Annotated in this window: 11 protein-coding genes and 2 tRNA genes; 7 read left to right on the top strand and 6 right to left on the bottom strand. The window is 64.6% G+C overall.

Going from position 1 to position 15412, the window contains the following annotated elements:
• Positions 1–226 precede the first annotated feature (226 nt).
• From KW825_RS16460 to KW825_RS16450, 3 genes are all read left to right on the top strand, one after another.
• On the top strand, positions 227–2503 hold the full coding sequence (locus KW825_RS16460; RefSeq protein ID WP_218329821.1) for an immune inhibitor A domain-containing protein: 2277 nt from the start codon (positions 227–229) through the stop codon (positions 2501–2503).
• A 213-nt stretch (positions 2504–2716) separates the two neighbouring features.
• A tRNA-Phe gene (locus KW825_RS16455) sits at positions 2717–2792 on the top strand.
• Positions 2793–2797: 5 nt separating this feature from the next.
• Positions 2798–2873: transfer RNA gene (locus tag KW825_RS16450), tRNA-Asn, on the top strand.
• Positions 2874–2952: 79 nt separating this feature from the next.
• Here the strand turns inward: KW825_RS16450 and KW825_RS16445 are convergent.
• Entirely contained in the window at positions 2953–3174 is a 222-nt protein-coding gene (locus KW825_RS16445; protein ID WP_042651673.1) for a hypothetical protein, read from the bottom strand.
• Between the two features lie 583 nt (positions 3175–3757).
• Here KW825_RS16445 and KW825_RS16440 point away from each other — a divergent pair.
• Both KW825_RS16440 and KW825_RS16435 read left to right on the top strand, forming a co-directional pair.
• Entirely contained in the window at positions 3758–5035 is a 1278-nt protein-coding gene (locus KW825_RS16440) for an alpha/beta hydrolase (RefSeq protein ID WP_218290473.1), read from the top strand.
• A 105-nt stretch (positions 5036–5140) separates the two neighbouring features.
• Entirely contained in the window at positions 5141–8704 is a 3564-nt protein-coding gene (locus KW825_RS16435; protein WP_218329820.1) for an ATP-binding cassette domain-containing protein, read from the top strand.
• Positions 8705–8748: 44 nt separating this feature from the next.
• Here the strand turns inward: KW825_RS16435 and KW825_RS16430 are convergent, their stop codons facing one another.
• The 5 genes from KW825_RS16430 to trmB form a co-directional block, all read right to left on the bottom strand.
• Positions 8749–8958, bottom strand: a complete 210-nt coding sequence (locus KW825_RS16430; protein WP_042651670.1) for a YgdI/YgdR family lipoprotein — start codon at positions 8956–8958, stop codon at positions 8749–8751.
• Between the two features lie 202 nt (positions 8959–9160).
• On the bottom strand, positions 9161–10453 hold the full coding sequence (locus KW825_RS16425) for a sulfurtransferase (protein WP_218329819.1): 1293 nt from the start codon (positions 10451–10453) through the stop codon (positions 9161–9163).
• A gap of 29 nt (positions 10454–10482) precedes the next feature.
• The gene (gene glsB / locus KW825_RS16420) at positions 10483–11403 is read right to left on the bottom strand and encodes a glutaminase B (protein ID WP_218329818.1); all 921 of its coding nucleotides are present in this window, start codon (positions 11401–11403) and stop codon (positions 10483–10485) included.
• Between the two features lie 101 nt (positions 11404–11504).
• Positions 11505–11837, bottom strand: coding sequence for a YggL family protein (locus tag KW825_RS16415; protein WP_042651667.1), 333 nt, complete (start codon positions 11835–11837; stop codon positions 11505–11507).
• 31 nt (positions 11838–11868) lie between these two features.
• The gene (gene trmB / locus KW825_RS16410) at positions 11869–12582 is read right to left on the bottom strand and encodes a tRNA (guanosine(46)-N7)-methyltransferase TrmB (protein WP_218290470.1); all 714 of its coding nucleotides are present in this window, start codon (positions 12580–12582) and stop codon (positions 11869–11871) included.
• 346 nt (positions 12583–12928) lie between these two features.
• Between trmB and KW825_RS16405 the strand changes: the two genes are divergently transcribed.
• A complete protein-coding gene (locus tag KW825_RS16405) occupies positions 12929–13996 on the top strand; it encodes a M28 family metallopeptidase (protein ID WP_218329817.1) in 1068 nt (355 codons plus the stop codon).
• A gap of 202 nt (positions 13997–14198) precedes the next feature.
• The gene (locus KW825_RS16400) at positions 14199–15380 is read left to right on the top strand and encodes a PLP-dependent aminotransferase family protein (RefSeq protein WP_042651664.1); all 1182 of its coding nucleotides are present in this window, start codon (positions 14199–14201) and stop codon (positions 15378–15380) included.
• Positions 15381–15412 lie beyond the last annotated feature (32 nt).

Genomic DNA, 15412 nt, shown 5'->3' with positions numbered 1-15412 from the left:
TAATCAGCTGCCCAAGAATTAGATGCACATACATAACTTCACATCTTCTCAGCCACACCTTGTGTTCAGCGCCATTAGGCCACTCAAAACCAGTGCATATCACCTTATGGAGCTTGATGACAAATGCCCTGTCTGAGGGTATCAAGGGACGCGGGTGAATCACTGCCCGCCAGGAAAGCGGAGTCCGACGGGCTCCCTTTTTGATCATGTGAAGGAGCACATAGTAATGCCTAAAAAAACAATAATGAGCCTGCTTGTCGGCTCGACCCTTATGATTGGAAACCACGCCATGGCCGCCCCGGTCCATGGTCCCTTCGATGCCCCCCTCGCCGACGAGGTGAAGGTGCTGGAGATGCTTAAAAAGAGCGGCCACATCCCGACCCTGGCCTCTCCCGAGCAGGAGCAGGCCGCGCTGGCCCGCTATTACCGCGACAAGGCGCGGGCCTACCCAGGCGGCAGTGGCAGCCTGGCGCAGAAAGAGGGCAAGGTGCGGGAGCGCATCCTCAAGAAGATCCGCCTGAACGGCACAGCACGGCCGGGTGATCGGGTGCCAACCCTGCTGCTCAAGGCGATCGAGAAGGAGCACTACAGCGGCAAGATGCGCAAGGACAAGATCCTCGCCATCCTGGTGGACTTCCCGGACTACCCGAAGAACAGCCTCAGCCCCGAGCTCACCAAGATGTACTACCCGGACTACACCCCGGCGCACTACAACGATCTGCTGTTCTCGGCCAAGGGCTATGCGGGACCGGGCGGCGAGCGCTTCATCTCCATGCGCCAGTTCTACGAGCAGCAATCCGGCCAGAGCTACAGCGTGGGTGGCCAGGTGGCCGGCTGGTATACCGCCGCCAAGAGTGCCGCCTACTACGGCAGCAACCTCAACGAGACGGCGGTGCGGGAGCTGGTGAAGGAGGCGCTGCACCAGGTGGCGGGGGATCCTTCCATCGATCTCGCCCAGTTTGATCAAGAGGATCGCTACGATCTGAACGGCAACGGCAACAGAGACGAGCCGGACGGCCTCATCGACCACCTGATGATCTTCCACTCCAGCGTGGGGGAAGAGGCGGGCGGCGGCGATCTCGGCGAAGATGCCATCTGGGCCCATCGCTGGAACCTCGGCGCCCCCTACCCGATCCCGGGCACCGACAGCCCGAGCGGGAACTTCGGTGGCCAGTTCGCCGCCTACGACTACACCATCCAGCCCATCGACGCCGCCGCCGGGGTCTGTGCCCACGAATATGGCCACGATCTCGGGCTGCCGGACGAGTACGACACCAAGTACAGCGGCAAGGGGGAACCGGTGGCGACCTGGTCCATCATGTCGTCCGGCTCCTGGGCCGGGGTGATCGGCGGCACCGAGCCGACCGGTTTCTCCGCCTGGGCCAAGGAGTTCCTGCAGGCCTCCCTCGGCGGCAACTGGCTGCACGGCAGCAACCTGCGGCTCGACGATCTCAGCCCCCGCGGCAACGTCTACATGCTGGATCAGGCCAACGACAAGGGCCGCAACGACGACGTGGTGCGCATCAATCTGCCCGCCAAGCAGATCCCGCTCAACCCGCCCTACGCCGGCCAGTACCAGTACCACGGCGGCAAGGGCAACGGCCTCGACAACCGCATGAGCCTGGCGCTGGATCTGACCGGCAGGCAGAGCGCCAGCCTGGCGTTCAAGGCCTGGTATCAGATCGAGGAGGGCTTTGACTATGCGCGGGTGCTGGTCAACGGCGAGCCCATTCCGGGCAACCTGACCACCGCCGACGATCCGAACGGGGTCGGCTTCGGCGTCGGCCTCACCGGCAACTCCAACGGCTGGGTCGATGCCGAGTTTGACCTGAGCCCCTGGGCTGGTCAGCGCATCGAGCTCAGCCTGCAATACCAGAGCGACGCCGGCGTGGCCGAAAACGGCCTGTTCGTGGACGAGATCCAGCTGCTCGCCGACGGAGACGTCGTGCTGAGCGACGGGGCAGAGGGCAGCGCCGCCTTCACCCTGGCCGGCTTCGTGCAGAGCAACGGCAGCGAGGCCAAGGATCACTACTACCTGGCCGAGTGGCGCAACCATGCGGGAGTCGACAAGGGGCTGGCCCACATCAACGTGGCGGATCAGCTGATGCGCTACGAGCCGGGCATGCTGCTCTGGTACGTGGACAACAGCCAGGCCAACAACTGGGTGGGAGTCCATCCGGGTGAAGGCTTCCTCGGCGTGGTGGATGGGGATCAGCGCACCCTGAGCTGGAGCGATGGCGCCGTGGCCGGCACCCGCTACCAGATCCACGACGCCACCTTCAGCCTGGGCTTCCAGCGTCCGCTCGACCTCAAGCATCCGAGCGGCGCCCTGCTGCGCGACTTCTGGATAGCCCCGAACCGGGTGTTCAAGGATTCCCGCAGCTACCAGAGCGACGCCATCCCGGATGCGGGTCGCCTGCTGCCCGAGTATGGCCTCAAGATCAGCGTCACCGGCCAGGCCCGTGACATGAGCACGGGCCGCATCATCATCAGCCGTCATTGAGTCATGACGGAGTGCAACCGGGGGCCGCTGGCCCCCTTTTTGTGGCCGCCAGGCGGGAAGCCGGCGCCTGCTGTCCCTCGTGCCCCCCGGCAAGCGCCCCGGTGGCGGGGCGGCGGGGCGGCGAGCGGATTGCTCGGTTATCGAGCGAACGGCACCGCAATCTGCACCCCATGGTTGACACCCCAGTCCAGAAAGGGTTTAATGCGCGCCGTTGCCCAGATAGCTCAGTCGGTAGAGCAGGGGATTGAAAATCCCCGTGTCGGCGGTTCGATTCCGTCTCTGGGCACCAACAATTCCTCCTTAGTTCAGTCGGTAGAACGGCGGACTGTTAATCCGTATGTCACTGGTTCAAGTCCAGTAGGAGGAGCCAAATTTGAAAGGCCCGCTCACTCGAGCGGGCCTTTTTGCATCTGGCGTTCGCGCGCGGCGGCGCAGCTCTCCCCACAGAGCTATGACAGGTTCTCGTCACCGTGCCAGACGTGGCCGGCATAGCAGGCCCGCGCGACCTCGTGGCAAGGGTCATCGGCGTGGCGGCGGAAAAAATGCTGATCCCGTTGCAGCAGCAGCGAGCTCATCGAATGGTTGATGCTGGCCAGCGCCTCACCGGCGGTCAAGCCGGCGACCCGTTGATCGGTGGCCAGATGGGCCAGAACTCTCTCACGACTATTCATGATCGTCTCCCTCGGTGGATCGAGTCGTGATCTGACCATAGCAGCAGCTCTCCGGCTACCGCAAACTCGGTGCCAGGGGTGGCCCCGGGCCGGTCCCGATCCCCGTCAGATCGGTACTGGTTGGAGTCTCATCACCCGGCAGGCGTCGCCAAATGACAAGGCCCGCTCGAGGGAGCGGGCCTTGTCAGTCTGGTCATCTGCTAGCCGCCGTTACAGGCCGCCAGCAGCAGAGTGGCCCCGCAGGTGGCGCTGAACATCAGCAACCCAGCCTGCAACACCCCTTCCGGATCCGTCTGTTTTCTTCTCTTCCTGAACCTTATCCATTTAGGCTTCATCGAGCCCACCTCATCCTTTCTTGTGCGCGACTCCTGCGCCGGCTCTCCTGCCTTGCTCGGCAGGCGGCTCATCTTTGGACAAGCGCCACTCGCCGTCAATCACCCGCCGATAATAATTCCGGCCAGGCCCTCGCCTGGCTGGCAAGGTGGCTCGGCGGCCGCTCAACAATAGCGAAAAGCGGCGTGACCCATCCCCCATGCCAGGGCTATGATGAGCCGACGATTTCCTACCCTCAGGGAGACCCAAGATGAGCAGCCCCTTGCGTTATGTGCTGGACGGCATCCATTGCGAGCCACACTTCTTCACCGTGCCCCTCGACCACCAGCAGCCTGACGATGAGGAGACCATCACCCTGTTTGGCCGCACCCTCTGTCGCCAGGATCGGCTGGACGATGACCTGCCCTGGCTGCTCTTCCTGCAGGGAGGCCCGGGCTTCGGAGCCCCGCGCCCGACCGCCGCCAGCGGCTGGCTCAAGCGGGCGCTGCAGGAGTTTAGGGTGCTGCTGCTCGATCAGCGCGGCACCGGCCACTCCACCCCCATCCATGCCGAGGCGCTGGCCCAGTTCACGCCCCGCCAGCAGGCGGACTATCTCAGCCATTTTCGCGCCGACAGCATAGTGCGGGACGCCGAATACCTGCGCGAGATCCTGAGTCCGGGCCGGCCATGGAGCCTGCTCGGCCAGAGCTTCGGCGGCTTCTGCAGCCTCACCTATCTCTCCCTGTTCCCGGACAGCCTGCACGAGGTCTACCTCACCGGCGGTGTGGCCCCCATAGGCCGCAGCGCGGACGAGGTCTACCGCGCCACCTACCAGCGGGTCGCCGACAAGAATCGCGCCTTCTTCGCCCGCTTCCCCCACGCCCAGGCCATCGCCAACCGGCTGGCGAACCACCTGCATCACCACGAGGTGCGCCTGCCCAACGGCCAGCGCCTGACGGTGGAGCAGCTGCAGCAGCAGGGGCTGGATCTCGGCGCCAGCGGCGCCTTCGAGGAGCTCTACTACCTGCTGGAGGACGCCTTCATCGGCGAGCGGCTCAACCCCGCCTTCCTCTATCAGGTGCAGGCCATGCAGCCGTTCAACACCAACCCGGTGTTCGCCATCCTGCATGAGGCCATCTACTGCGAGGGGGAAGCCAGCAACTGGGCGGCCGAGCGGGTCAGGGGCGAGTACCCGGCCCTGGCCTGGGCGCCGGGCAAGGACTTCGCCTTCACCGGCGAGATGATCTACCCCTGGATGTTCGAGCAGTTCCGCGAGCTGATGCCGCTCAAGGAGGCCGCCCACCTGCTGGCCCACAAGGCGGACTGGGGCCCGCTCTACGATCCGGCCCGGCTGGCCCAGAACCGGGTGCCGGTGGCCTGCGCCGTCTACGCCGAGGACATGTACGTCGAGTTCGACTACAGCCGCGAGACGCTCAAGGGCCTCGGCAACAGCCGCGCCTGGATCACCAACGAATACGAACACAACGGCCTGCGGGCCGACGGCGAGCAGATCCTGGACCGGCTCATCCGCCTGAATCGGGATCGCTGATCCCGGCCCGGGCAGCAGGCCCGGGGCAATGACATCCTAAAATTGAGGGCGGCCCATGAGCCGCCCCACCCTGTCGGAAGCAACACACAATAATAAGGATCACCATTGGAACACCCGGAAACCTCGGCCGGCTGGCTGAGCCGTCTCTTCTATCACTGGACGGGCCCCTTGCTGCGCAAGGGTCTGAGCGAACCCCAGGTCAGCCTCGACGATCTCTATCCTCTGCTGCCGGAAGACAGGCGTGACGAGCGCGCCGACGCCTTCCTCGCGCTGACCGCCACCCGGCCGGTGCGGCCCTGGCCCATCATGGCCTTCATCTGGCATCACTACCGCGGCCGCATCGGCCTGCTCACCCTGCTGCAGTTGCTCGGCATGCTGGCGACCCTGGCCAGCCCCTGGCTGCTCAACCACAGCATGACCCAGCTCGGCGCCGGTGCCAGCACAGGCCACAAGCTGCTGCTGGCCTTCGCCCTGTTCGCCTCCGTGCTGGCCGCCGGCATGCTGGCGGAGCACTCCCTGCAGCTGGCGCTCAAGATGCACGTCCCCATTCGCCGCCTGCTGGCCGAGTCCCTGCTCGCCAAGGTGATGAAGCTGGGGGGCAAGAGCTTTGACGACCGCGCCGGTGGCCGGGTGCAGAACCTCATCAACCGGGACGTGTGGGACATCACCTGGATCCTGGCCGATCCCGCCATGCCGCTCACCATGGCGCTGCAACTGGCCGGCACCATAGCCCTGCTGGTGTGGCAGGTGGGCAGCGCCGGCCTGGTCGGCTTCGCCGTGCTCACCCTGCTGCTGCTGGTCTCCACCCGGGTGGTACGCCGCATGAACCAGCAGGAGCAGCAGCTCAAGCGCCAGCAGGACGAGCGCAACGGCATACTGGCGGAATACATCAAGAAGCTGCGGCTGGTGCGCCAGAACGGGCTCGGCGCCTTCTTCACCCAGGCGGCTAACGCCAAGCGCCAGCAGGAGCTCGGCGTGCTCGGCCGGGTGCTCAAGCTCGATGCCGTCAACAGCTTCCTGATGCTGAGCACCCCGCTGCTGGTCACCCTGGCCACCTTCACCACCTATCTCGCATCGGGCCAGAGCCTGACCCTGCCCCAGGTGTTCACCACCATCGCCCTGTTCGCGGTGCTGCGCATCCCCATGATGCGGCTGCCCTACCTCATCCGCACCCTGATCAACTTCAACACCGGCTTCAACCGGCTGTGCGACTTCCTCAACAGCGAGGAACAGCACCGGGATCTCAATGATCCCAGCCTGCCCGTCGGCAGCCTGCGGCTCGAGGCCGTCACCGCCCTGCACCAGCACAAGGCGGTACTGCAAGGGGCCAGCCTCGCTATCCAGCCGGGGGAGCTGGTGGGGATCACGGGGGCGACCGGGGCGGGCAAGAGCTGCCTGCTGCACCTGATCGCCGGCTTCGACAACGAGTTCGAGGGGGAGATCCGCCGCCACGGCCGGGTGGCCCACCTCGGCCACAAGCCCTGGCTGATGAACGACACCATCCGCAACAACATCTTGTTCGGCCAGCCCTGGCACGGCGAACGCTATCGCTGGGTGCTCGGCGCCTGCGCCCTCAGTGCCGACCTCAGCCTGCTCAGCCACGGCGATCAGACGCTGGTGGGCGAGCTCGGCACCCGCCTCTCCGGCGGCCAGCAGCAGCGGGTCGCCCTGGCGCGGGCGCTCTATGCGAAGGCCGACATCCTGCTGCTGGACAACCCCCTGTCGGCGCTGGATCCCATCGTCTCGGCCCAGGTGCTGGAGCAGGGGCTCGCCTTCAAGCCGGGCCCGACCCGGCTGCTGGTGAGCCACGATCCGGACGTGCTGGCCCACTGCGATCGGGTGATCCGGGTCGAGCAGGGCCAACTGGTGGAGCTCGACGCCCACCAGCTGGCGGATCTCATCCAGCACCCGCAGCCGGCCCCCATGGTGGCGCCACAGGAGGCGGAGCAGTTCAGCGAGGAGAAGGTGGTCGAGGGCAAGGTCGACTGGGGCCTGTTCGGCTTCATGTGGCAGCGCCTGGCCGCCCCCGGCGCCATCCTGATCGCGCTGCTGCTCACCCTGGGCCAGGAGGGGCTGCGCATCGCCTCGGATCTCTGGCTCGGCGGCAAGGCCGAGGTGGCGGATGTCCGTACCCTGCTCGGCATCTATGTGCTGCTGGGAGCCGGCTCCCTCGTCTGCATCATGGTGGTGCGGATCATCAACTACAAACTCGGCCTCAAGCTGGCCTGGACCCTGTTCGACGGCATGCTGGGGCGCATCAGCCGCGCCCCCATGGCGTTCTTCGACAAGGTGCCCCAGGGGCGCATCCTCAACCGCTTCGATCGGGATCTCGGGGAGGCGCAGGAGATACTGCTGTCCATGCTGATGGGGCTGTTCGCCATGCTCATCTCGGTGTTGCTGCAGGTGGCGGTGATCGGCGTCAACATGCCGCTGCTGCTGCTCATCGCCCCCCTGGTAGGCTGGGCGCTCTATGTGCTGCAGCGCCGCTACCGGGCGGTGCAGCTCAAGCTGCGGCGCCAGTCCTCGGTGCTGCGCTCCCCGCTCTACATCAGCATCAGCGAGACCATCCGCGGCGCCCCCGCCCTGCGCCTGGCCGGCGCCGAGCGTTACGCCCTGGATCAGGTGCTGCTGCACTATGACAACAACCTGCGCAGCTGGTACACCACCACCTCCATCAACCGCTGGCTCGGCATGCACCAGACCCTGCTCTCCGCCGCCCTGGTCGGGGCCGTGGCGCTGATGGTGGCCTTCAGCAACAGCTCGCTGCTGGGGGCCGTGGCCATCACCTACGCCTTCACCGCCTCGGCCATGCTCAACTCCCTGATCCGCACCTTCGCCGAGGTGGAGCAGGTGATGAATGCGGTGGAGCGGGTACGCGAGTACAGCGAGATCGAGAGCGAACGCCAGGAGGGTGAGCCGCTCGCCACCCCTCATCCCAGGGTGCGCTTCGACAACCTGGGGCTGCGCTACCCCGAGGCGAGCCAGTGGGCGCTGCACAAGGTGAACTTCGAGCTGGCCCCCGGCGAGAAGGTCGGCGTCTGCGGCCGCACCGGTGCGGGCAAGAGCTCCCTGCTCGGGGTGCTGCAGGCCATGTATCCGGTCTCCCAGGGCGAGATCTACTACGACGAGCAGCCGCTGTCGGCGCTGGCACCTGAGGCGGTGCGCGATCTGTACGACACCGTCTCCCAGACGCCGCTCACCTTCTTCGGCACCCTGCGCGCCAACCTGGCCCCCCTGACCCGCCACGACGACGAGGCGCTGGAGCTGGCGCTGGCCCGGGTGGGTCTGGCCGAGCGCTGCGCCGGTCGGCTGGACGAGGATCTCGACAAGCTGCAGCTGTCGGCCGGCGAGACCCAGCTGCTGGTCATCGCTCGCATCCTGCTGTCGCGCCGCCCGCTGATCGTGCTGGACGAGGCCACCTCGGATCTCGATCACGGCGGCATGCGCAAGATGGCGGAGCTGCTCTATCGCTACCGGCCCGAGGCCAGCTATCTGGTGATAGCCCACCATCTGGAGCCGCTCTTGTCGGTGGACAAGGTGGTGGTGATGGAGGCGGGTACCGTGGTGGAGCAGGGCTCGCCGGTCAGCCTGCTGGCCAACCCGGACTCCCGCTTCCACCGGCTGTTCGTCGGTCAGGTCAGCCGCCAGGTGGCCGAGATCACCGGTTGAAATAAAAGGGCTGCCCGCGGGCAGCCCTTCTCGTCCTGCGCCCCTCAGCGCTCCATGATCTGGGTGATGTCATCCTTGTTGATCAACATCTCCCGCCCCTCTTCGTCGTAGTAGCGGTACATGCCAGTGTCCTCATCCAGCTTGGGCTTGCTGTCGGTGGTAATCATCTTCCCGTCCCGGGTGCTCATGATGTATTGAGAGCTGCACGCCACCAGTCCCAGCACGCACACCAGGATCATCATCAGTCGTTTCATCGCCCGCCTCTTCTCCCTCCGGCATCCTCAGGACGAGGATGTTTCTTGAAGCCTAGCTCAAGCGCCTCCACCCGAATGAGTGTGGCCAGAATATGAGAACAGCGAGCTTAATCAGCGAGTTAACAGCGGGATGCGGCATGAGATCCAGATGAAAAAGGCCGGACATGGGTCCGGCCTTTGACTGGGTAACGCAGGAGCGCCATCAGCCCTTGGGCTGACGCTCACCGGTGACGGTGGGGTTCTTGGGATCTGAGCTCCACTCGTACCAGCCGCCGTCGTAGACGCTGATCCGCTTCCAGTCCATCAGCCAGGCGTAGAAGAAGGCCTCTGAGGCGCGCCAGCCGGTACCGCAGTAGAAGGCGGCCTGCTGGGTCGGCTCTATGTTCCACTCATCCCACATCGCGAGGATCTCGCGCGCCGGCTTCATGGTGCCATCCGGATTGTGGAAGTCGCTCATGCTGTTCGCATCCACCCCACCACGACCCCACTTGGCGCCGGGGATGTCACCCTTCGGCTTGATGTAGCTGTAGCCGGAGGTCTTGCCGACGAACTCGTCCCAGGTGCGCACGCTGACCAGGGCGCCATCGGGCTGCTTGAGCAGCTCCTTGGCCTGGGTCAGGGAGGTGAGGTACTCGGGGTGCGCCGGAATGGCCACGCCGAACTCCTTCACCGGCTCGTACTTGTTGGCCAGACCGGTCTCGGTGCGCAGGTGCTGCACGAACCAGGCATCCAGGCCGCCATCCAGCAGTCGCACGTCTTCCACCCCGGCGTACATCATCAGGTGAGCGGCACGGGCCGCCGCCATGGTGTTGCGGCCATAGAGGATGACGGTGGTGTCGTGACGGATGCCGTTCTCCAGCAGCAGTTGCTTGAGCGCCTCATCGGACACCTTGTTCCACAGCGGCTCCTCTTCCAGGCGGTTGGTGTCGATGTAACCGGCCCCCGGGATGTGGCTCAGCAGGTAAGCCTTGGGTGAACCCCAATCCACCTCGAACAGCTTCCAGTCACCCTTGGGCTTGGCCACCACCGGCTTGCCTTCCTGCAGATCCGCCAGCCAGCGCGGGTAGACCAGCTGCTGCCAGCGGGTCAGGGCCTCGCGCGGCGCGGCCTTCCAGTCCTGCAGCTCGAACAGCTGCTTGATGCCCTGCTGGCGCAGCAGACGGGCCACCTCGGCCACCCCGCGCGGTTCGCCATAGAGTGCCACCGGACGGTCCGCACTCAGCCCCTTCTCCTTGAGCGCCTTGGCCCATTCCTCGTCACCGTATTTCCACTCGGCGGAGAGGCTCTCGGCGCCAGCCACGTGGCCGCCCTGCTGCTCATCCGCCATGGGCCAGCCCTGGTAGAAGTAGCTGGGGCGGGTATCCAGGATGACGGCCTCCTTGGCCTTGGCATCCGCCAGGGAGAGGGGGGGCAATTCCGCCGCCTGGGCAGGCAAGGCGCACCAGAGCAGCAACGCGGCCAGACCGGCCCGCAACAGGGCTGTGATTCGTTTCATGATGTTGTCTCGATCCATAGTGAACAAAATTAGAAAATAGAGCGGCCAAGGCGCTCCGCCAGCAGCTCCAGCGCGGCCGTGCCGGCCAGCGAGTTGCCGGCCTTGTTGAGCTCCGGTGACCAGACGCAGACACAGAGTTCGCCCGGGATCAGCGCCATGATGCCGCCGCCGACTCCGGACTTGCCCGGCATGCCGACCCGATAGGCGAAGTCACCGGCCTCGTCATAGAGGCCGCAGGTGGCGAGCAGGGCATTGACCTGCTTGGTGGTGCGCGCCGGCAGCAGCGGCGTGCTCTCGCCGAGGGGCACGCCGCGATTGGCCAGGTAGATGAAGGTACGCGCCAGATCGGCACAGCTCATGCGAATGGCACAGGCATTGAAGTAGCTTTGCAGCACCTTGTCCACTTCGTTCTCGAAGTTGCCATAGGCCTTCATCAGGTAGGCGATGGCCGCATTGCGGGCTGCGTGCTGATACTCGGAGCGCGCCACCACCTGATCCGCCATGATGGCCGGGTTGCCGCACAGGCGGCGCACCAGCTCCAGGGTGCGTTGGCGGGGGGCGGTGAGCCGCGTCTCCAGCAGGTCGCTCACCACCAGGGCCCCCGCATTGATGAAGGGGTTGCGGGGAATGCCCTGCTCGAATTCGAGCTGCACCAGCGAGTTGAACGGCTGGCCCGAGGGCTCCTTGCCGACCCGGGCCCAGATCTCATCCTCCTGATAGAGGGTCAGTGCCAGGGTGAGGCTCAGGGCCTTGGATATGCTCTGGATGGAGAAGGCTTCGAAGGCGTCACCGGCGGTGAACAGCTCCCCCTCCACGGTACAGACCGCGATGCCGAGCCGATCGGCGGGAACCTGGGCCAGCGCGGGGATATAGTCGGCCACCTTGCCTTGTCCCAGCAGGGGACGAACCTGCTCGAGAATGCTGGCCAGTAATTCGGATGACAACACCATTGGCTATTCCATGACATGAAGCGGGGTGAGGGGCCGCCCCCACCGACAAAAATCCCGCCGGCGGCGGGATTTTCTATGTGCCCGTGACAGGCAGTCCGATATCAGGCCGGCTCGCCGTACCAGAGGTCGAACAGCTCGGTGACCACCACGGCTTCCATCCCCTTGCCTTCCAGCCAGGATTTGATGACGGCACGGTCTTCCTCGGTGCACTTGCCCAACTGCTGGGTGCAGATCATGCCTTCCCAGGACAGGTGACCCGAACCGGCGAAGGCCAGCTTGCGGGGTTCAATCACTTCATCAATAAACGCATCGACCACGGTATCGATGGTCTCTTCGGCGGTGCCGACCGGGAAGTTGAAACTGATGTCGAATCCCATTTCCTGGAATTCATCGACGCGCAGTTTCTTACGCAGACGGCGACTACGATTGGCCATGCTAGCTCCTTAGGTTTGTTGACACGTTAACTTAGTTAACTCGTTTGAAAATCAGATCCCAAACCCCGTGCCCAAGACGATGGCCACGTTGTTCGAATTTGGTCAGCGGGCGCCAGTCGGGACGCGGCACCCAGTTGCCGCCAGGGGCGGTATTCTCATAGCCTTCGGCGGCACTCATCACCTCCAGCATGTGTTCGGCATAGTTCTCCCAGTCGGTGGCCATGTGGAACACGCCACCTATGGCCAGCTTCTGGCGAATGTCCTGGGCAAACGCCGGCTGCACGATGCGACGCTTGTGATGACGGCTCTTGTGCCAGGGATCCGGGAAGAACAGCTGCAGGCAGGAGAGCGAGCCGTCCGGGATCATGTGCTCAAACACCTCGACCGCGTCGTGGCAGATGACGCGCAGGTTGCTGACCCCCGCCTCCTGGGCGGTGCCGAGGCAGGCGCCGACGCCCGGGGAGTGCACCTCGATGCCGATGAAGTTCTTCTCGGGGGCATTCTTGGCCATCTCCACCAGGGAGGCGCCCATGCCGAAACCTATTTCCAGCACCACGGGCGCGTCGCGCCCAAACAGCGCCACCATGTCGAGTGGGGCCGGTGCGAAATCGATACCCATGACCGGCCAGAGCTCTTCCAGGGCCTTCTCCTGCCCTTTGGTCAGGCGGCCTTCGCGACGGACGAAGCTGCGGATCTTGCGCATGAACTTGCCGTCTTCGTTAAATACATCTTGGGTCACAGGCATAATTGTCTCGTTATTTCATCAATCCGGGTCATACATCTCAGGTCAATCCGGCTGGGGACGACTCGAATGAATAGTCTCGTTATTTCATCAATCCGGGCAACACATCTCGGTCAGTCCGGCTGAGGGTCGACCTTGAGTGGCTCGTTATTTCATCAGTCGACGAAAACAGGGGAGCGAATTATCCCAAGATAGGCCCAAGGCGCAAGTGTTTAGCGCAACAAATCCCCCGTCTCTTGCCAATTCAGCCAGTTCGGTTGACAAATGCCACCCCCTTCACAGAATCTGCCGGGCGTCAGGTGCATCCTGACACGCGATAATAAAGCCATACACAACAAAGGATTGCAGTATGAAAAAAACAGTTTTGTGCCTCGCCATCGCAACCCTGCTGGCCGGGTGCAACCCCTCGGACAATGATTCACAAGCGCCCGCCCCCGCCGACCAGGCCTACGAGTATCTGGTGCAGCTGAGCTCGGGCGCCGAAGGGATAGGGGCCAGACCCACAGGCACCGAGGCCGAGACCCGCGCCGCCGCCTGGATCCAGGATCATCTGACCGGCTGGGGCTACGAGGTACAGAACCAGCCGTTTACCTACCCCAAGGGCGGCGCCAGCAAGCACTCCCAGAACCTCATCGCCGAGCTCAAGGGGCAGAGCGACAGGGTGATCCTCATCGGCGCCCACTACGACAGCACCGGGGACAAGAAGGGCTCTGAGGGGGCCACCGACAACGGCGCCGGGGTCGCCGCCCTCTTGGCGGTCGCCGAGGCGCTCAAGGGCCAGACCCTGCCCTACACGGTGCGCTTCGCCTTCTTCGGCGCGGAAGAGAACGGCCTCAACGGCTCCAAGGCCTATGCCGCCGGCCTGGACGGCGCCGCCGTCGCCCAACTGCTGGCCATGGTGAACTACGACACCATCGCCGGCGGCGACATCGTCTACGTTCACTCCGCCCACTCCGACGTGAGCGAGTACAACTGCGCCGAGCCGGGCCGCTACAGCTTCGATCCCAAGGTGCGGGATCGCCTGCTGGCCATCTCCCAGCAGGGTGCCACCCCGTTCGCCATCCATCCCAGCTACGCCGGCTACCCGGAAGGGGAGACCGGCAGTTGGTCGGATCACGCCCCCTTCGCCTGCCTGGGGGTACCCATCGCCTACGTGGAGGCGACCAACTTCACCATCAACGGGGCGGACGGCTATGACGGCTACTCCCAGAGCACCAACCCGGCGCTGTGGGACTGTTACGATGACGCCAGCAAGAGCGCCTGCGATCGGGACAGCGAGACCCAGTGGGGCAAGATCTGGCACACCCAGTACGACCGTCTCGACAAGATGGCCGAGCTGTTCCCGGGCCGGGTCCAGCAGCAGCTTGGCGCCAACACTGATCTGATGATCCGCTTCCTGAAGGAACCCGGACTCTGAGTCGGCGCTGACGGCCGAGCACGAACGGGTCAGGGGTTTTTACGCCCCGCCCCCGCTCGGAGACGATAAAATTCGGGCAGGTGTCAAACCTGCCCTTTTTTATGGATTTTTGTGACAGCCATTGCCTCATTTCTGAAATCTGATACAAACGGATAACCTGGCGGTTGAATGGAGCGACCGCCACCCAGTCAGAGAGAACCCTATGCAGCCGTTTTTTGCCCAGCGCTTCGAGAAGGTCGAACCTTCCTTTATCCGCGAAATCCTGAAAGTCGCCGCCAATCCGGAGATCATCTCCTTCGCCGGCGGCCTGCCCAACCCGAACCTGTTCCCGGTCAAGGCCATCGACCAGGCCTGCCAGGATGTGCTGCGCGAACAGGGCGCCGCCGCGCTGCAATATGCCGCCACCGAAGGCTTCGCCCCGCTGCGCCAGTACATCGCCGATCGTTACCTGACGCGCCACGGCATGACAGTGGACCCGGACAACATCCTGATCACCAGCGGCTCCCAGCAGGCGCTGGATCTGCTGGGCAAGGTGCTGGTCAACGAGGGGCAGGATCTCATCATCGAGGAGCCCGGTTATCTGGGTGCCATCCAGGCGTTCTCCGTCTATCAACCGAACTTCCGCCCCATCACCCTGGGGGAAGAGGGGCTGGATCTGGCCGCGCTGGATGCGCTGCTGGAGCGAGGCTCCGATGCCAAGCTGCTGTACGGCGTGCCGAACTTCCAGAACCCGAGCGGTGTTTCCTACAGCCGCGCCAATCGCGAGGCGCTGGCCGAGCGACTGGTACGCCACGAGCTGCTGATGGTGGAAGATGACCCTTACGGCGAGCTGCGCTTCGAGGGGGAGCACCTGCCCCCCATCGCCAAGCTGGCGCCGAACAATACCGTGCTGCTCGGCTCCTTCTCGAAGACGGTGGTGCCCGCGTTTCGTCTCGGCTGGATGCTGGTGCCGGACTGGCTGCGCAAGAAGGTCACCATCGCCAAGCAGGCCACGGATCTGCACAGCAACGCCTTCAGCCAGCAGGTGCTGCACCGCTTCCTGACCGACAACTCGCTGGATGCCCATCTGGAGAAGATCAAGGAAGTCTACGGTCGCCAGCGCGCCGCCATGGAAGCCGCCCTGGCTCGCCACTGCCCGCCCGGCGTCAGCTACACCCGGCCGGAAGGGGGCATGTTCCTCTGGCTGACTCTGCCCGCCAGCATCTCCGCCATGGAGCTGTTCGACGAGGCGATCAAGGAGAAAGTTGCCTTCGTGCCCGGCGCCCCTTTCTATGTGCGCCCCGAGATCAAGAACACCCTGCGCCTGAGCTTCTCCTGCGTGGACGAGGCCACCACCGAGGAAGGGGTCAAGCGGCTGGCCCGCGCCCTGGCCCGCATGCTCTGAGCCCTCGCCTGATGAAAAAAACCAGCGACCTC

It is taken from the genome of Aeromonas sp. sif2433, assembly GCF_019218705.1.
In the GTDB taxonomy this organism is placed as follows: Bacteria; Pseudomonadota; Gammaproteobacteria; order Enterobacterales; family Aeromonadaceae; genus Aeromonas; species Aeromonas encheleia.
This window is presented reverse-complemented; position numbering and strand designations above follow the sequence as displayed.